13 protein-coding genes and 1 riboswitch are annotated in these 19,583 nt (G+C 31.8%); of the genes, 12 read left to right on the top strand and 1 reads right to left on the bottom strand.

Annotated elements, in window-relative coordinates; translation table 11 throughout:
- Positions 1–207 precede the first annotated feature (207 nt).
- From Q0E86_RS06495 to Q0E86_RS06460, 8 genes are all read left to right on the top strand, one after another.
- Complete coding sequence (locus Q0E86_RS06495) at positions 208–1,998, top strand: AAA family ATPase (protein ID WP_295755520.1); 1,791 nt, start codon at positions 208–210, stop codon at positions 1,996–1,998.
- Positions 1,999–2,121: 123 nt separating this feature from the next.
- Complete coding sequence (gene ppdK / locus Q0E86_RS06490) at positions 2,122–4,752, top strand: pyruvate, phosphate dikinase (RefSeq protein ID WP_295755517.1); 2,631 nt, start codon at positions 2,122–2,124, stop codon at positions 4,750–4,752.
- A gap of 225 nt (positions 4,753–4,977) precedes the next feature.
- Entirely contained in the window at positions 4,978–5,730 is a 753-nt protein-coding gene (locus tag Q0E86_RS06485; RefSeq protein WP_295755514.1) for an N-acetyltransferase, read from the top strand.
- A 118-nt stretch (positions 5,731–5,848) separates the two neighbouring features.
- Positions 5,849–5,945, top strand: a riboswitch (TPP riboswitch).
- Between the two features lie 186 nt (positions 5,946–6,131).
- A complete protein-coding gene (gene thiW, locus Q0E86_RS06480; RefSeq protein WP_295755511.1) occupies positions 6,132–6,665 on the top strand; it encodes an energy coupling factor transporter S component ThiW in 534 nt (177 codons plus the stop codon).
- Complete coding sequence (thiM, locus tag Q0E86_RS06475) at positions 6,646–7,416, top strand: hydroxyethylthiazole kinase (RefSeq protein WP_295755508.1); 771 nt, start codon at positions 6,646–6,648, stop codon at positions 7,414–7,416. Before thiW ends, thiM begins: the two co-directional genes overlap by 20 nt.
- Positions 7,413–8,042 (top strand): thiamine phosphate synthase, encoded by a 630-nt coding sequence (gene thiE / locus Q0E86_RS06470; RefSeq protein WP_295755506.1) that lies wholly within the window; start codon positions 7,413–7,415, stop codon positions 8,040–8,042. Before thiM ends, thiE begins: the two co-directional genes overlap by 4 nt.
- Before the next feature lie 46 nt (positions 8,043–8,088).
- Positions 8,089–9,465, top strand: a complete 1,377-nt coding sequence (locus Q0E86_RS06465) for a diguanylate cyclase (protein WP_295755504.1) — start codon at positions 8,089–8,091, stop codon at positions 9,463–9,465.
- A gap of 111 nt (positions 9,466–9,576) precedes the next feature.
- Positions 9,577–10,326 carry a PIN domain-containing protein gene (locus Q0E86_RS06460; RefSeq protein ID WP_295755501.1) on the top strand — a complete coding sequence of 250 codons (750 nt, stop codon included), beginning with the start codon at positions 9,577–9,579 and terminating at the stop codon, positions 10,324–10,326.
- Positions 10,327–10,673: 347 nt separating this feature from the next.
- On the opposite strand, the gene Q0E86_RS06455 is transcribed toward Q0E86_RS06460, so the two are convergent.
- Positions 10,674–11,360 (bottom strand): hypothetical protein, encoded by a 687-nt coding sequence (locus Q0E86_RS06455; protein ID WP_295755498.1) that lies wholly within the window; start codon positions 11,358–11,360, stop codon positions 10,674–10,676.
- Positions 11,361–11,570: 210 nt separating this feature from the next.
- On the opposite strand from Q0E86_RS06455, the gene Q0E86_RS06450 reads away from it, so the two are divergent.
- The 4 genes from Q0E86_RS06450 to Q0E86_RS06435 all read left to right on the top strand — a co-directional run bounded on the left by Q0E86_RS06450 (position 11,571) and on the right by Q0E86_RS06435 (position 19,346).
- Positions 11,571–13,241: a hypothetical protein gene (locus Q0E86_RS06450; protein WP_295755495.1), complete on the top strand. Its 1,671-nt coding sequence runs from the start codon at positions 11,571–11,573 to the stop codon at positions 13,239–13,241.
- 96 nt (positions 13,242–13,337) lie between these two features.
- On the top strand, positions 13,338–13,667 hold the full coding sequence (locus Q0E86_RS06445) for a gamma-glutamylcyclotransferase (RefSeq protein WP_295755492.1): 330 nt from the start codon (positions 13,338–13,340) through the stop codon (positions 13,665–13,667).
- A 137-nt stretch (positions 13,668–13,804) separates the two neighbouring features.
- Positions 13,805–17,296: a hypothetical protein gene (locus Q0E86_RS06440; protein WP_295755489.1), complete on the top strand. Its 3,492-nt coding sequence runs from the start codon at positions 13,805–13,807 to the stop codon at positions 17,294–17,296.
- Positions 17,289–19,346 (top strand): hypothetical protein, encoded by a 2,058-nt coding sequence (locus Q0E86_RS06435; protein WP_295755486.1) that lies wholly within the window; start codon positions 17,289–17,291, stop codon positions 19,344–19,346. The genes Q0E86_RS06440 and Q0E86_RS06435 overlap by 8 nt, the downstream gene beginning before the upstream one ends.
- The last annotated feature ends 237 nt before the right edge of the window (positions 19,347–19,583 follow it).

Genomic DNA, 19,583 nt, shown 5'->3' with positions numbered 1-19,583 from the left:
TTGACAGAAGCATTGGTGAATTTAGCTACTAATGCTTCTTTTATTTTTTAGTTATACAAATTCTGCAAAGTTAAGGGAACAGGCAAGTATGAACTAGAGGAATCTAGTTCTTTTTTTCGTTTATAAACGAAATGTAAGCGAAATAAAGTTGATGTATTTCGCTTAAATAGATATACTAAAAGTAGAAGTATGTTTAGGAGGTGCTGTATGGACTATATATCTTGTGAATCTGCTGCAAAAAAGATGGGCGTATCGACTCGTAGAATTCAACAGATGTGCAAACAAAAAGAAATAGTTGGTGCAATAAAGGATGGGCGCAATTGGTTGATTCCTGACAATGCGATTTTAAGTCCGAAAAAGCCTTTACCAATTGGCGTATCTGATTTTAAGTCGGCAACAACGAATTATTACTATGTTGATAAGACATTATTGATTCGTGACTTTTTGAATGCGTTGCCGATGGTATCTCTTTTCACGCGTCCTAGGCGTTTTGGAAAAACATTAAATATGGATATGTTGCGTGTATTTTTTGAAAAAACGCCGGAAGATACATCTATTTATTTCAAAGATAAATATATTTGGCAATGTGGAGATTATTACACGAAACATCAAGGTCAATATCCTGTGATATTCTTATCTTTTAAAGATATTAAGTGTTCGAGTTGGCAAGAGACTTTTCAAAAAATCAGTAAATTAATTTCTTTAGAGTTTATGCGTCATGATGAATTGGAAAGCAGTACTGTACTAAGTTCGTACGAAAAAGAACAATATCATCGTTTTGCGAGTGAAGACATGAATGAGGTTGATTGTCAAATGGGGCTTCAACTTTTATCTTTATTGCTTCACAAGCATTATGGAAAAGAGTGTGTCATTATTATTGATGAATATGATACGCCTATTCAACAAGGTCATCTTTGTGATTTTTATAATGAAATTGTCAATTTTATGCGCAATTTCTTTTCGGGAGGACTAAAAGACAATTCACATTTGGCTTTTGGATTTTTAACAGGTGTTTTAAAAGAAAGTATTTTTAGTGGAATGAACAATTTAAAAACCAACTCGATATTAGATACTAACTATAGTTCATATTTTGGCTTCACAAATGATGAAATCAAAGATATGCTTGCATATTATGAATATGAAGATAAATATCAAGAAATCTTGGAATGGTATGATGGATATCGTTTTGGAAATACAGAGATATTTAATCCTTGGTCTGTGATCAATTATATTTCGGATCAATGTTTTCCTAAGGCCTTTTGGCAATCAACAGGTAGTAATGATATCATTGGTGAAATTATTGGAACAGCAACACCTGAAATTAATGAAAATTTGTATAAATTGTTTTGTGGAAATACAATCACAACATATGTAGATACAAGTGTGATCTATCCTGAGGTTCATAGTAATCCTTATAGTATATATAGTTTCTTATTGGTTGCGGGGTATTTAAAGGTGGCGGCAATATATCCGCAAAATGATGGAAATTATATGTGTGATGTGGCTATTCCTAATAAAGAAATTTTGTATGTATATGAAAAAGAGGTGTTGAATCGTACAAATCAAAATAATGTTTCAATTTCAATTCATCAAGCTATCTTTTCTAAAGATGCAAGTAAACTACAGTCTTTGTTGGAGGATTTCATGTTGAAAAGTATATCAACGATGGATGGGGCTAGTGAAGCATTTTACCATGGAATGATGTTAGGATTGTGTGCTGTACTAGGAAGTCAATATAAGGTAAGATCAAATAGAGAATCAGGACTTGGAAGATTTGATATAGAATTATTACCTGCAGTGAAGAATATGCCTGGCTTTATTTTTGAGTTTAAACATACAAAAGATATAAATGTGGATTTAGATTCATTGGCTAATAGTGCACTTAGACAAATTGATGATATGAAATATGATACGGAATTAAGAGATTTTGGTGTTGAAGATATTGTAAAGATTGGGATTGCGTTTAGACAAAAAAGTGCGGTTGTTAAGCGTGGTTAAACCTATTAGTGAAAGCTGATAGGTTTTTTATTTGTGAAATTTCAAAAAAAACTATCACAATGTAATTTTGTGTGTTATAATAGTTTACACATGTAAACGGTTACAAAAGGAGGTAAAAATATTATGGATAAAAAATATGTCTATGAATTTAATGAAGGCGATGAAACAATGCGTGAATTATTAGGTGGAAAAGGCGCTAACTTAGCTGGAATGTCTAAACTTGGTATGCCTGTACCTTATGGATTCACAATTACTACAGAAGCTTGTAACCAATATTATGAAGATAATGAAACTATCAATGATGGTATTAAAGCTCAAATTATGGAGTATCTAGATTTATTAGAAAAGAAGTCTGGAAAGAAATTAGGGGATGTAGATAATCCTTTATTAGTATCTGTTCGTTCAGGGGCACGTGCGAGTATGCCTGGTATGATGGATACTATTTTAAATTTAGGTATGAATAAAACTGTTGCCGAAACAGTCGCAACACTAACGAATAATGAGCGTTTCGCATATGATTCATATCGTCGTTTTATTCAAATGTATTCCGATGTTGTGATGGGGTTGAGTAAAAAGCGTTTTGAAGAGATCATCGATGAAGTAAAGGCAGAAAGAGGCATTACAGATGATTTAGACTTAAATGCAGAGGATATGAAAAAATTAGTAGAATTGTTTAAGGCTTTCTACAAAAATGAATTAAAATCAGAATTCCCTGAAGAACCTAAAGAACAATTGATGGGAGCTATTGAAGCGGTATTCCGTTCTTGGAATAACCCTCGTGCAATCTACTATCGTAAGATGAATGATATTCCTTCAAGTTGGGGAACGGCTGTTAACGTACAAATGATGGTATTTGGTAATATGGGTAATGATTGTGGTACGGGTGTTGCCTTTACGCGTAATCCAAGTACAGGTGAGAATAAATTATATGGTGAATTCTTAATGAATGCACAAGGTGAAGATGTTGTTGCGGGTATTCGTACACCTCAAAAGATCGATCAATTAAAAGAAGTGGCTCCATCAGCATATGATGATTTTGTTGCGATTACGAAGAAATTGGAAACTCACTATCGTAATATGCAAGATATGGAATTTACAATTGAAAAAGGTAAATTGTTCATGTTGCAGACACGTAATGGTAAACGTACAGCACAGGCTGCCTTAAAGATTGCGTGTGACATGGTGGATGAAGGTATGATTACTACAGATGAAGCCTTGATGATGGTAGAACCAAAACAATTAGATTCATTACTTCACCCAATGTTTGATGCGGATGAATTAAAGAAAGCTGAACCAATTGCTTCAGCACTTCCTGCAAGTCCTGGTGCTGCTTGTGGTCAAATTGTATTTAGTGCAGAAGAAGCAATTCAAGAAGCTAGTCGTAATCATAAAGTCATTTTAGTTCGTTTAGAAACAAGTCCAGAAGATATTGAAGGTATGCACGTATCTCAAGGTATCTTAACTGTACGTGGTGGTATGACAAGTCATGCGGCTGTAGTTGCTCGTGGTATGGGTGCTTGCTGCGTAAGTGGTTGTGGCGATATTAAAATGCATGATGATGAAGGATATTTTGAAATTGATGGTGTGAAATATCATCGTGGCGATTGGATCAGTTTAGATGGTTCAACAGGAAATATCTATGGTAGTGCTATTAAAACAGTGCCTGCAAGTATTTCAGGTGACTTTGAACGTTTCATGAACTGGGCAGATGAAAGACGTACTTTAAAGGTTCGTACAAATGCGGATACACCTCATGATGCAAAACAAGCTCATGAATTTGGAGCTCAAGGTATTGGTCTAGTTCGTACGGAACACATGTTCTTTGAGGGGGATCGTATTAAAGCGGTTCGTGAAATGATTGTTAGTAAAACAGCTGCTCAAAGACGTGTTGCCTTAGAAAAAATCTTGCCTATGCAAAGAAGTGACTTTGAAGGTATTTATGAAGCTATGGAGGGTCTTCCAGTGACTATTCGTTACTTGGATCCACCTTTACATGAATTCTTACCTACAAATTCTTATGATATTACACAATTAGCGAAAGATATGCACATTGGTTTGGATGAATTGAAATCTGTCATTTCTAGCTTACATGAATTCAACCCTATGATGGGTCATCGTGGATGTCGTTTGGCTATTTCATATCCTGAAATTGCAGAAATGCAGACAACTGCCGTTATCCAGGCTGCTCTAGCTGTGAATGAAAGACATCCAGATTGGAAGATTGAACCTGAAATCATGATTCCACTAGTTGGTGATGTAGCTGAACTTCGTTATGTTAAAAAAGTAGTATGCGATGTAGCTGATAAGTTGATTCAAGAATCAGAATTTGATATGAAGTATCATGTTGGTACAATGATTGAAATTCCTCGTGCTGCATTATTGGCAGATGAAATCGCAAAAGAAGCTGAATTCTTCTCATTTGGTACAAATGACTTAACTCAGATGACATTTGGATTCTCAAGAGATGATGCGGGTGGATTCTTACAAGATTACTATGACAAAAAGATCTTTGAATCCGATCCATTTGCGCACTTAGATCAAAGAGGTGTTGGAAAACTTGTGAAGATGGCTACTGAACTTGGAAGAAGTACGCGTCCAAATATTAAATTAGGTATTTGTGGAGAACATGGTGGTGATCCAGCAAGTATTGAATTCTGTCATAGAGTTGGATTGAACTACGTTTCTTGTTCACCATATCGTGTACCAATCGCAAGACTTGCTGCGGCACAGGCTGCTATTAAATTCGATAAATAAAACACTTAGGAGTTGATAATTTCAACTCCTTTTATATGTTACGTGTCGTTTAGTGTGAGATTTTATAAAATAAAGGTGTAATTTTCGGTGTATTTTTATCGATTTTTGACACTAAATTACACGAATACCTGATAATGAATCGTTAAGATGAAACTGATATAAATAGTAATTTTGAATTGATTGATTTCAACTTCTTTTAGTATACTGATTTTGAGGTGTTGAATAATGGATTATATATATGTCACAAAAGAGAATATAGAACAAGAACACATTTGTTGTGCAATTAGTAGTAATTCAGATGTACAAGTAAGATCAAAGAAGGATTGGTTGTACGATCGTTTTGAGGATGGGATTGTCTTTATTAAATCAGTCTTGAGAGGGAAATGTTTTATAGAATATATTCCCGCAAAGAATGCGTGGATTCCAATCGATGCAGATAAATATATGTATATAGATTGTCTATGGGTTTCTGGATCTTTAAAGGGTCATGGCTATTCTACTGATTTATTGAATATGTGTATTGAGGATAGTAAGAAGAAGGGTATGGAAGGTATTTGTATTCTATCTACCAAAAAGAAAATGCCGTATCTTGCCGATCCTAAGTTTTTAACCTATAAAGGTTTTAAGGTCTCTGATGAAGCGAGTAATGGAATACAATTGTGGTATTTAAGCTTTAATGATTCTGTTTTACCTAAATTTAAATCTTGTGCGAAAGATTGTCATATGTCTGAACCTGGTTTTGTCTTATACTATACGAATCAGTGTCCTTTTAATGCGAAATATGTTCCGTTGATTGAGAATGTTTCTAAGGATTTAAATATAAAATTTAAATCTGTTCATTTAGATACAAAAGAAAAGGCGCAAAATGCGCCAACACCCATTACAACTTATGCTTTATTCTTTAATGGGGAGTATGTGACAAATGATGTGATGAATGAGAAGAAGTTTTTAAAGCTTTTATCAAATCTGGGGTTGTAGTATTACAACCTTTTATCATTTGACAGTATGATTTTGGACCAAAATTCATTTTGTATGTTTTCATGAATGAATTCCTTCTTGCACTTTAGTGTGTTTTGTACTAGAATTCTAGATGTAGTAAATAAATCTGGGGAGCTATTGCTGAGAGGAAGTTCGACTTCGACCCATTAAACCTGACGGATAATGCCGGCGTAGGAAGTATAGATGTTTTTTTGACCTGTCTTTTTACGTTGCAGGTCTTTTTATTTTATTGCCTTACTGTAGGGGAGCGCCTAGAGTATAGAAAACAAGCGAGGGAGCCTGAATTAACAGGATGAGAGAGGACTGTTTGTCTAATACCGAAACCACAGATGGTTTTTTGCGTGTTTTCTAGGCCATCTGTATCTGTAGGAGGTAGTATTATGAATAAACACAATTACTTATTAAGCTTAGTCTTTTTTTCAATGATGGTAGCTGTTGGAGTGGTTATTTCACCAATTTTACGTGTGGAAGGAATGTGTCCTATGGCACACTTGATCAATATCACTATGGCTGTATTTATGGGTCCTTGGTATTCATTTCTATGTGCTTTAGCTATTGGTTTAATTCGTATGGCTGTAATGGGAATTCCACCATTGGCTTTAACAGGAGCTGTTTTTGGGGCTGCATTATCCGGTATTTTATATCGTGTTAGTAAAGGAAAGATTTGGGCTGCTGTACTTGGTGAAATTATTGGTACGGGTTTAATTGGTTCTGTTATTTCTTATCCAGTTATGACATATTTATGGGGAAGAACAGGACTTACATGGATGTTCTATGTACCTAGTTTTTTAATGGGTACCATCATCGGTGGAAGTATTGCGTATGTTTTATTGAAGTCCATGTCTCGTAGTGGGATCCTAGAAAATATTCAAAGAAAGTTAGGAGTGCAAAAATTTGTTGAAACAAACGAATAATTTAATTCACTGTATCACAAATCCGATTTCAATTAATGATTGTGCAAATCTTATATTAGCTTTGGGGGCTAAGCCCATTATGGCTTGTCATCCAGATGAAGTGTATGATATCACTTGTCATTCTGCAGCTTTGGCATTAAATCTAGGTAACTTTGATGATGTAAGAGCTAAATCTATGATGGTTAGTGCTAAGTGTGCTAAAGAAAAAGGTGTGCCATTCATTTTAGATTTAGTTGGCGTGGCTTGTTCAACACTTCGTTTGAATTATGCCAAAGACCTTGTTTCTTTATATTGTCCTACGGTTATTAAGGGTAATATTAGTGAGTGTAAAGCTTTTTATGGGATGACAAGTCATGCGCATGGTGTAGATGCGGATATTCTTGATGAAGAGGATATTTATGAAAGTAGTAAGTGGCTAAAAGAGATGGCTTTACATCTTGGTTGTGTAGTTGTTTGTAGTGGTAAGATTGATGTCATTACGGATGGTAAAGAAGTAAATTTAATTTCAAATGGTTGTGAAATGCTTTCAAGAATTACAGGAACAGGATGTATGTTAAATGTGGCGATTGCTACATTTTTGGCTCGTTATTCACCATTGGATGCTTGTGTAAAGGCAACTTGTTATTATGAAGTGGCAGCCGAAAAGACAGAGTGTAATGGTCCGGGAACTTTCCATATGCATTTTATGGATGAGATCTATAAGCTTTCAAGTTTTGATGAATCTTTGTTTAAGATAGAGGTGTTAGAATGAAAAACGTAGATTATACATTATATTTTATTACCAATTCAGATGGTATGGATGAAGAAACATTTTTAAATAAAGTAAAGGGTGCATGTTTGGGTGGTGCAACGATCATTCAGCTTCGTGAAAAAAATAGATCAACTTTGGAATATTATGAGTTGGCATTAAAAGTAAAAGAGATTACTGATTTTTATCATATTCCATTGATTATTGATGATCGAATTGATGTCGCAATGGCTGTAGGATGTGGTGTTCATTTAGGAAATGAAGATATGCCAATTTCTGTAGCGCGTAAAATTATGGGACAAGATTGTATAATTGGGGCTACCGCAAAAACGGTAGAGGCTGCGAAAAAGGCAGAAGCCGATGGGGCTGACTATTTGGGTTGTGGTGCCATTTATCCGACAAAGACGCATGTAAAGACAAAGATTACAAGTGTTGAAACATTAAATGATATTTGTGCAGCTGTTAATATTCCTGTTTGTGCTATTGGAGGATTAAATAAGGATAATCTTTCTGTTTTAGAAAAGAGTCCAATCCAAGGCGTTTGTGTTGTATCGGCTATTATGGATCAAGAGGATACAAAGTTGGCGGCTGAAGAACTGAAAGAATCAATTCAAAAGATTGTGGCATAACAAATGCCACTTTTATTTTTCTAAAATATAACCTACAATAGTAAGTATGAGGAAGAGAAAAATTTTAATACTTTCAATCACCATTGTTGCGGTGGCGTTGATTCTTGAAACTTGCATATTGCAGTATGTGAATGATAAGAATGCGCAAACGACATCAAATGTATTATTGGATCGAGTGATTGCGGTTATAGATAAGAATGAGTCGATTGAAAGTGAATTCGTAAAATCTTTAAAAGATGATTATATTGTTCGTGCAAAGGCCATATCTTATATTGTAGATGCTAAGCCGGAAGTGGAGTATGATGTCGATGAACTTCAAAAGATTGCAGGATTAATGTCTGTTGATGAAATTCATTTTATTGATGATACGGGAACAATATATTCGGGTTCGTTACCTAAATATTTTGGATATAGTTTTGATTCAGGTGAACAAATGGCTTTCTTTAAACAGATGTTAAATAATTATGATTTAACATTATGCCAGGATGTTACACCAAATACGGCTGAAGCGAAAGAGATGATGTATGCGATCACTTGGAATGAGGCTAAAACGCATATGGTTCAAGTGGGGATTACGCCAAAGCGTCTTTTAAAGGAGTTAAAGCGAAACCAAATTTCAAATGTCGTTGCCGATATGCCTGTTTATAAGGGTATGGAAATTTATGTGGTGGACGCAAAGACAAAAAAAATTTTGGGAGCTACAGATGCATCTTGGGTTGGAAATATGGCTCATTTCAATCATAAAGGCTATCGATTTGTAAAACGTAAACATGGAGATTATATTGTAGCTGTATGTATGTTGGAGTCAATGAATGCTCAAACAAATATTGTGGCGATCTTGATAGTGGGTATTTATTTAACTTTAGCTTCATGTTTACTTGTTTTAATGCTCTCTAGAGTCTTAAAGGAGAAGTATGAAAAAGAAAAGTATATTTATACTTCAAATACGGACGAACTAACGAAATGTTTAAATCGACGTGCATATGATTCGGATATGGAGAATTTAGATTTAAATACTGAATGGGTTTATATATCTTTGGATTTAAATGGTTTAAAAAAAGCCAATGATACACTTGGACATAGTGCTGGGGATGAACTTATTTGTGCGGCAGCCAATTGTATGAAGTTTGCGTTTGCATCTTATGGAAAAATATATCGTATTGGTGGAGATGAATTTGTCGTATTGATTCATGAATCCGTATCAAATATAGATTCTATACTACAAGTGTTTGATATGACTATTCATGATTGGCATGGTAAGTACTCGAATTCGATATCTGTATCATATGGTGTCGTCAAGTCTTCTGAACAAGATTTTGATTCAATTCATTCTGTTTCTAAATTAGCGGATGAAAGAATGTATAAGAGTAAATCTGAGTATTATAATATGAGTGGTAATGATCGAAGAAGCTATAACGTATAGGCGTTTGGCTTCTTTTATGTTTTATAAATACGCGTATTATAATAAACATAGATTAGAGAGAGGGTCTGGACTTGAGGGATTCTAGAAAAATCTAGAAACGGAGAAAGAGAAATGAAAAGTGAATTGTTAGACAAAGTATTAGAGTGGAGGGATGTCGTAGTTGTTGATTTTGAAAATTATCAATGTATACCTACAGATTTATTGAACAATGAGTATGTATATTATTTATTTTGTGGTGCAACGACTACAAAGTGTGCCAATACATATAAAGAGATGCTGAATGCATACGATGTGAATGTTATCGAGACTAAGCATACAGGAACTAATTTTGTAGATAATCGAATTTCAATGTACATCGGATATATATTTGGAAAGTACAGTCCAAGACAAGTTATACTTGTATCCAATGATATTGATTATTATGAAATGTACATGGATTTAAAGAGTCATGGTTATCCTATTGTATATAGAGAGCCATCTTTAACTTGTAAAGAAGCTATTCGAAGACAATCTGATTATTTATTGGGTAATCCAATGTCAAAACCGAATACACAAAATTCTCCAAATAAAGAAGCTGATGTTTTAAAAGAATTAACTTCTTTTAATCAAAAGGCGAATTTAATTTTAAAGAAAATAGAAGAATCAAAACAACCGGATGATATTAAAAGTATTGTTCAAAAGATTATAGAATTGAATAAAGGAAATCCTGTCGTGGCTTCTTCGAATATGACGCATTTTTTAAGAAAGAAAATGAAGATGACTAAAAGTGAAACGAATGCAACATTAAATAAAATCAATGCGAAGTATGTTGAATTGGTTGAAACAAGAGGAAAGGAAAAGTTCTATAAGATACTTCTGTAATGGAACGTAAATATTTTAAAGTGATGGCGAATTTATAGTTTAAGGAATTGTTAGAACACAGTATAATATAACTGCAATAAGCAAAACAAAGCTTAAATATTGCACGATGAGCAGGCATCGTTAAAAATTGGATTCGTAAGGAAGAATTCAAATTCCTTCCCTAAATCCACTAACAAGTGGTAGATTTGAATAAGGGTATCTTGTAAAGCCAGAGGATGTCTTTAATCCTCACAGAGTCCGTGCTACCTACATCATGCACGAAAGCCTGACAATCAGGAGAAAACCTGCAATATGAAAAGGGATTGTGATGAGTATTATAACTCGTTGCAATCCCTTTTTGTATATGATTATCCATTGATTTCATCTTCGCACAATTGGATTTCATTAGAAATATATTGTTTTAAATGGTTTAGATCATCCATCTCTTTTTTTAATGTTTTGTTCTCGTTCATTAGTTCGCTCATTTGATAATTATAATTATCGATGCGTCTATCGTGTTCTTCAATTGCCATTCCTAAATGATATTCATCATCAAGATCAACTTTGAATTTTTCAAATGCTTCCTGCGCATTCATGAGATCTAACATGTCTCGTCTACATTGTAAATCATATAAAAATGCATTTGATACATTTAACCATCTTTGATTTTCTTCAATTGTCATAAGATTAGATTTGATTTGATCACCCAATTTTTGAATCTTGTGGTCAATTCTTTTATCGACCGCTTTTAAATACTTCATGTGGTTTTGAGAAGATAAAACATCTTTATTTGAATCATTCACAATTTGTTTTACTCGCATGGTTTTCTTAATTGGAGTACCATTTTTGTCTTCAACAGATGTTACGTGTCCAATGATTTCAAAGTCAGCATGTTTATTAGGATTTGAACATGGTGATAGTGTTAGAAAGTCTCCTTTAAAAATAGAATCTTTAGTAAATGGAATTGTAAGAATATCTGTTGTTCCTTCTACTAAGTCACAGTACATTTGATCCTCAATGATAATTCTAAAGTTGTAGCCAATAATTAATGTCATAAATTTTTCCTCCTTGTGTTTTTACGGTTTAATCATATCCTAATGTATTTAATCTTTTTAATATACGAGACTGATTCCCCAGACACAGTTGATTTATCTAGGTTTAAGTCTTACTATGTATGTAATAAATGAAAACGGGAGAATAGTCTCATAACTTGTGATGGCTTTAATTTTGTATTCTATAATAAATACGAAAAGGAGATATTTGGTATGGAAAAATTTAATACACAAAAAAATTTAAAAAAGAAAACAATTCGATATGTGGAGAGAATGATTGAATTGATTAAGTTTACGCATTATCCGCGTACCAAAGAAGATATCGCAAAATTTTTATATGAAGATAATTTAATGAATAAGAATAAGGAAATTAATGAATATCTAAAATGGGATGCGAAAGATGAAAACAGCGTATTTCAAATATTTGATACAGATATTCCTGTACATTTTTATGAGCAGAAGGAAGAGGGGCAAAGAAATTCAACTTGGATATCTGGTTCAAAATCAGATGAGTTAGATACGATTCATCCTATATTTGTAGCTTTAAATGCCACAGAAGTATATCAATTGACTGAAGTTTTACTTTTGAGTGCTTATATAAATGATTTTGAATATTTTGAACAGTATAAAAACATTGTTAGAAAAATCAAAAAACAATTATCACCATATATGTCTTCAAAAATCAATTGGAAATGGTTAGATAAAAAACAAGATGATAAAGGAGAATCGAATCTAAATGTGCCTGGTTTTAATGTAAATAGTGCAGATCGTTTTTCTTTAGATAAAGATCATGACAGATATGTTGAGGATAAAGAATTTTATGATGATTATTGGAATACGATTGAAGACTTTATTTCTAATGTTACTTATGGAACATTAGAGAATGCCGTATCATTGATGAAGTATATGCATTTGCCTAAGACACGTAAAGAAATTAATGATTTCATGGGAATGAATGTATTTTCAAAAGAGATTACGTTGAAAGGTGGTAGTGGAAACCAGCCTCGATCTAAACAAAGAGGATATTGGAAAAGTTTGAATCATGAGTCAGATTATTATTTTTTGAATGTTGCGTTTCCGTTCTGTAAAGCTTTATGTGTTTTTAAAGGAAATAAGAAGACGAGTTATGTGTCTACTGCTGGAACTGTTAAAGCAATTCATTATAGTGATGATATTGATGAAAATGCAAATGTTAATGAATTAGAAGATGGTGATCCTACTAAAGAATATATTAAAGAATTAAAGGAAAATGATTATCGTCAAGAATTATATTTTAGAGAAAATTTAGACGATACTGAAGAATTCGATAAACCAATACAAAGGCAAAATAAAGCACTGTATGCTCAACAATCAGTTCATCCAATTTTTTTGGTTTTATCAATGGAAGAAGTCTATTTGTTGACGCTACGTTTATTTTCGTTGTCTAAAAAGTGTTTTAAGGAAGTAACTAATGATAGTAGTGATATAACATATTGTCGTATGCTCGGTGTAGAACGTGATATAACAGGTGCTATATATAATAATATTGCGACAAAGATTTATCATCAATTATCAAGTTATGCAAGAAATGTTTTAGATGAATACGCAAAAAATGTTGATGTGAATTATCAAGATGATGTTTGTTTGTCTTATTTAAAACAACTAAAAAAGGATGATTATAATGGGTATATTAAAAGTTATTATTCTGAACGATACTATAATCGACAATATGGAATTGTAACAGAAAGTTTACCAACTTTAAATAAAATGGGATCATTTATACGACTTGATACTGAGGATGGTTTTGTGGTAGGAAAAGTAGATTTAAATTTTGAAAATCAAAAACCAGTCTACTATGCAGTAGATAAAAATGGAAATAGGCATAAAATTAAAACGCAATCCTAATAAATGATTCAAAAGATTGAAGATGGGGAATTGATCTTAGAATTCAATCTTTTTATTTTTTTCTTATAGACTAAGGGTGTAGGAGGTATAAAAACTATGAACACCGCAAAGTACATTTTATTTGTATATGGGACTCTTAAGAAAAATGAAAGAGCCCACGATTTATTGGGAAATCCCAAATATTTAGGAAAGGGGATTATTAAAGGATACAAAAAAATTGATATGGTTTATTATCCTGGAATTGTTGTTTGTGAAAATGAAACAGTAGAGGGAGAGGCTTATATCATTGATGAAGAAACCAAAAGAAAGGTTGATGTATATGAGGGTGAAGGTTATTTGTTTAAATGTGTAGATGTTGATATATATGTAAATCAAGAAGTATTAAAAGGTATTGTATATGAATATATCTTACAAAATGAAAAGTAAACCAAAGTTTTTCTCAGTATAAAGTGATCATAAAAATTATTTATGGTCCTTTTTTTTAAGAAATTTATATTTTAGACATCGATAATGTCAATTAATAGGGGATAATACTATAAATTTAAAAGGGGTTAAAGTTTAATATGGAGCGATTATTAGAAAAAATTATTCAATGTAAAGAGAATGGATTGTATTTTGTGAATACACCTACGGGTTCGGCAAAGTCATATAGTGCGGTGCAGTTAATGAAGAATCATTATAAGGATTTTGATTCACATTTTATTTTCATCACAAACAATCTAAACAACTTACCAATGGAAGATTTAGAAAAGGCTTTTGGTGATGATTTTAAGAATCAAGTTATCCGCGTTGAAAGTATTGTGGATAATATTGTGCATCATTTTGATGAAAGCATTATTCCAGATGAATATAAGAAATCGAAATATTATAAAGAGCTATATAATTGTTTGAATAGCTATAAGTATCTAGCAAGTAATATTCAACATGATCTTGATAAAGGGAAAACTCCAATTGTTGGTGTATTAAAGTTTTTTGATCATTCTAAAGAAGAGCTCGCAAATAAAGATTCTTCGTTTCGCAAAGATATTCGTAAGCATCTAATGCAGTCTGGTCTTGCAGAATTGAACTTTGAAGAAAGAAAAGCGATTATGAAATCAAAATATAAGTGGCTAACTACTTTATATCCTGCAATGTTCATTGAAGATTATAAAGTGATTTGTATGTCTGTAAAGAGATTTTTTACTTACATTGATCCAATTTATATAAAGAAATACCGCTTTTCTGAATCAGAAATTATAGATCATAGCGTTCTTTTTATTGATGAAGTGGATGCGACTAAAAATGAAATTAATAATATTATTTTAGAAAGTAGCTTGAAGTCAACGATTGATTTAATTCCCATGATTCATCGAATCACAAATCAGTTTATTAACTGGAATCAGAATATGCCAAAGATATTAAAGGATATGGTTTTAGATAAAAATACAGCTTTTAAAAATATAAGAAAACAGGCTTTGGCAATTCGAAGTAATTATCACGATGAGCTTCCGTATTATTGTTCAGATATTAAGGATAGAAATTTCTTAATGAATGATGCGACTTTCTATGCAAGTTTTGAGGATCATTCTAAGAAGAATGCATATGTATATCATGATGCAAATAAGAATCAAATGACGATTGAAATTGAGAACAGTCGAAATAATGTTTCTGATACTTCAAGTGAAGTGTTTAGTTTATATAAAGTGATTCGTGATATGAATAATTTTTTAACGTCTGCAAAGAACTATATAACAAGACTGTCTTTGACATATAAAGATATTCATAATTCAAGCGTTTTAAAAGATGAAGAAAAAATTAACGATGAAGAGGCTCTAAATTCAGTATATAAGGCATTTCGATTGACGGATGCAGATATATCATATTTTAAAAATGAAATACATATCAAGTCCTTAATAAAAGTAAATGCAAAAAGGAATCGGTTAAAAAAGATAAATGGATATTATGATCGAGGTATTCGTTCTTTTGAATTCACGAATAGGAAGCATGATAGTTTTAATACAAATTTTAATTTTATCAATGTATCTAAGAGTGCAGAGCATATATTGGTTTTATTGGCAAAAAAGGCCATTGTGATTGGTTTAAGTGCTACATGTAATATTGATTCTGTTTTATCGAATTATTCACTTAGATATTTAAAAGAGAATCTAGGGGATAACTTTCATAGAATTGAAGGTGAGGATTTTAAAAGAATTAAGGATACATATTCAATGTTGAATAAAAAATATGAGTCAAAAGATATTCAAGTTCACATTGAAGAAGTAATAGATTGTTTGAATTTGGATATGAAGGGTATGATTTGTACTGTGTTTGAAGATTTTAAAGTTCAAAGAAAAGTAGAGCGAATCTTTTCATTTAATGGGATCAATGATTTGTATTCTATAAAAAGATATTTAGGTATGGCACAAGTCTATCGATATTTTATTCTACATGAGGATATCCATTCATTTCTATGTTTGAATAATGCATTGCCAAAAGAAAATAGTAAGTTTGATTTGAGTATTCTTTTAAAGCTGTTTGATGCGGTAAATGAAGAGAATAGTTTTGATAAGAATGATGTACATATTGAAGTATTAAAAAGTGGCATATCCTTTGATGCTGATAAGTTGGATATATTAGAACATTTATCAAATGGAGAAAAGGTATTTGTGATTTCGGCTTATGCAACAATTGGAGCTGGGCAAAATATGGCTTATAAGCTACCTGAACATTCTGACACTATCAACTTAACGAACTTTTCAAATAAGGAAGATGGAAGAAACTACAAGAAGGATTTTGATGGAATTTATTTAGGAGATATTACTAATGTGGTGACGAACCTGTTAGATATGGATTCTGACTTTGATGAATCCGACTTACTTCATTGTTTGATTGAGCTAGAGAATCTATATGAAAATAATGAGATTACACATCATACATTAACCAAAGGCATTCAATCTGCTTACGAAAAGCTTAAAAATCCGAAGGCAAAGGTGTTTCTTAATGAGATTCAAGGATGTAGAAGTGTGCGTTTATTCAAGACAAAACAAATTATTCAAGCGATTGGTCGTTTATCAAGATCCTTCAATAAGAGTAAAACAATTCATATTTTAGTTACAAAGGATATTGTTCATAGTTTTGATGCAACAGTTTTAGAAACTGAAATCTTATCACCTGAAACAATGCAGCTTGCGATGTATGCCAAAGAAAGACAACAAAATGTTCCTGTATATGATTATGTAGAGAATGAGGCGAGTCGAATTTCAAGTGTTGGTAAATTCTATATTTATGGCTTATTGTCTGGAAATTGGACAGAAGAACAAATCCAGCTTTATAAAGACCTAGGTGAAACCTGTTTGAAATATCCTACATCTTCGGATTTAGATAATGAAATTGTTAAAGAATATTATATTCATTCACATGGTCCATTTAATAAATACTATTTTGTGGATGTAAAAGATTTTGAATATACAGACATCTTCTTTAATGAAACAAAGGATGAGACAAAATTACGCATTCAAAATGGTAAAAAGAATCAGGAAAGGTTGATCAATTATTTACATGAAGTGAGTGAAGAAAATTGTCGTTTGGCTAGTTTGTTAAACTACCCAGGCTTAAAAGATGAATTTGAAAAACATGGATATGCGACTTGTTTTGAAAAAAAAGATTATATGCTTTCTCCTGTTTTATATCAGAATATCTATAAAGGTAGGCTTGGGGAGTTTGTTGGAAAGTACATAATAAAAAAGGAATTGAACATAGATCTAAAAGAGTTGGATACAGATGAATTTGAACGTTTTGATTTTAAATATGGAGATATCTATATTGATTTTAAACATTGGCGATATTCATCATATAGTTGGAAGACAATGTCAAAAAAGATTCTTAATAAATTAGATGAAGTCAATGGAAAGAAAGTATTGGTCATCAACATATTTGATGAAAAAGATACGGATCAAATCATGGAATCTGAAAGAATTATTGAAATTCCATCTTTGTTGGAAAAAGATGGTTTTCATGTCAATCAAGATGCAATTAATACAATTAGAAAGTGTTTAAAGGAAGAAAAAAATGATTAAGACAAATAGAGTTAAATTAAATATTCATTATGATCATATAATGCAAGATTATGATATTTATAAAATTGGACAAGACTTAAATGGTATGGATAAAGAACAAAGAAAGATTGTTACACATGGTGTAGAAACACTTGCGGATAGTTTATCACCTGCTCTAGCCGTTTTATACCGATATGGTGGATATTTGTATGCCATTTTCAATAAGGATAGTGTGAGCTTACAAGAAATACAATCGCATATCGATGTGCAGGGTGTATTTGTTGATAAGATAAAAGATATTTCTAGTATGTATCCTAATGAATTGTGCCAGTTATTCTTTAATATGCTTCCAAATATGGAATGTTTTAAAAAATATAATAATGTGTCAGGAAGACTATATTATTTTAATAGTCATTCATTTACTAAGGATATGGTAACCGCATATAATATTTCTATTAACCCATTTATAAAGGAAAATAATCAAGAGTATGTTTTAAGATTAAGCGTTGAATCTTTTTGTCGATTATCTAAAGTTTTAGAATATAATCAAAAGAAAGAAAATGATATTCGTAAGTTACCTAAATATTATATTGATGAAGAAAATTATATATTTCGTAGAACCTTGACTCCAATGGACGATGATGATTGTTTTGTGAATAGAAATCCGGGTTCTAAAAAGAATAAGTATATTGCGAAGGATTTGGATATAAGAAATTTGCAGGCTTTCAAAGATTCAAAGAAGGGAATTTTTTATAGTTTTTTTAAGGATGTTGAAGATTGTTTAAAACACTATATTGAATTGATTCCAGTTGATTTAGAGAATGGGAAATCATTAAATTCGTATTCAAAAAATGTATCGAAAGATTATAAAACCAGAGTTTTTAATGATCTAGGAATTAATGTGATGGATCGTGTGAATGATACGCTGTCTAAGAAAATGGTTGAATTGATGGCTTTAAAATTAAGGGACAAAGGTATTGAAAATATTGGATTTGATAAAGATAAACAATTCAATATAGTCTTGATTCACAATGCGGAGTATTACCAAAAAAATAATATGCGAGATCAACATATAAATGATTTTTGTACGCAGCATTTTACATATGAAACCTGCATTGGAAAGAATAATAAGATAGATATAAATGATAATGTGGTAGATAAAATTTTAACCGAACTAGCAATTAAAAGAGATATCGCAAATCAGAGTTTATCTACATATCATTGGCATTGGGATGAACCGGTTGAGTATGTAATACCGGATAAAGATTATAATGTACAAAAGAAGCAAAATGAAGATGTTTATTTAGTTTTAAATGTATTTAGTAATGGAACAATGAAGTTTCATAAGGTAAAAGATCAAGGATTGGACGAATATAAAAAATATGATTGTATTTTTAAAGAAGATTTCGATAAAAAGTACTATAAAATTGTTCGACCTGAAATGTTGATTTTAACCAGGAAACGTAAAATGATGATTATAGATACTGCGATGATGGTGATGCCTGATTCATATGAGTTACATAATCGCTTAGAGAAATATGGAAAGGATGAGCTCATCTCAAAGGATGAGTTGATGGACTACTTACAATCTTTTGGTGAAAGAAATACAAACTTTAAGAATCAAATAGAACATATTATAGAAAAATTAGATAAAGAAAGTTATCAATATCAAGAGGTTGTAAGAAAGCCTAATAAATCGGATGATTCACCACTCATTTCCTTAGCTACATCTTTTGGAAAAGACTTTGTGAAATATTGTAGAGATAATGAAGGAATTGTATTGAATCCTTGTCTAAAGAGTGATGTTGTGAAGAATCTACAAAATATTAATGTCATTAAAGATGGAGATGGGCTTTATTATTATGTTGGTAAAAAGAAAAGTATGAAATTTGATTTAAATACAGCTTGTCATATTCGTAAAATGATTCTATTGGAAGGAGATTTTGATGAAGCCTTTAACAATTTTATTTTAGAACAACTAAGAGTCGATTTTGTTCGAAATGAAGAGTATACTGTGTTGCCATTTATAAGAAAATATATAAATGAATTTAATAAATTAAAAAGGTATTAAATCTATAAGGTCGATATTCGTATTGAATATTGATCTTTTTTTATGTGCACTCATAAAATGGGAAACTAGTCTCATGTTTCTGAATGTCTTGAAGATTCGATTTAGAATGAAGGCGTAATCAAGGAGGCGAGAAATTTGATGTGAAGGATACTTCTTCAGATTACTGGGGAATTAGTCTCATAAAAATTTTTTAATTCATATATCGCGATATGATTTAGCCGTGAAAACGACGTGGAG

The sequence above is a fragment of the uncultured Holdemanella sp. genome, from assembly GCF_934754935.1.
Classification (GTDB): Bacteria; Bacillota_I; Bacilli_A; order Erysipelotrichales; family Erysipelotrichaceae; genus Holdemanella.
This window is presented reverse-complemented; position numbering and strand designations above follow the sequence as displayed.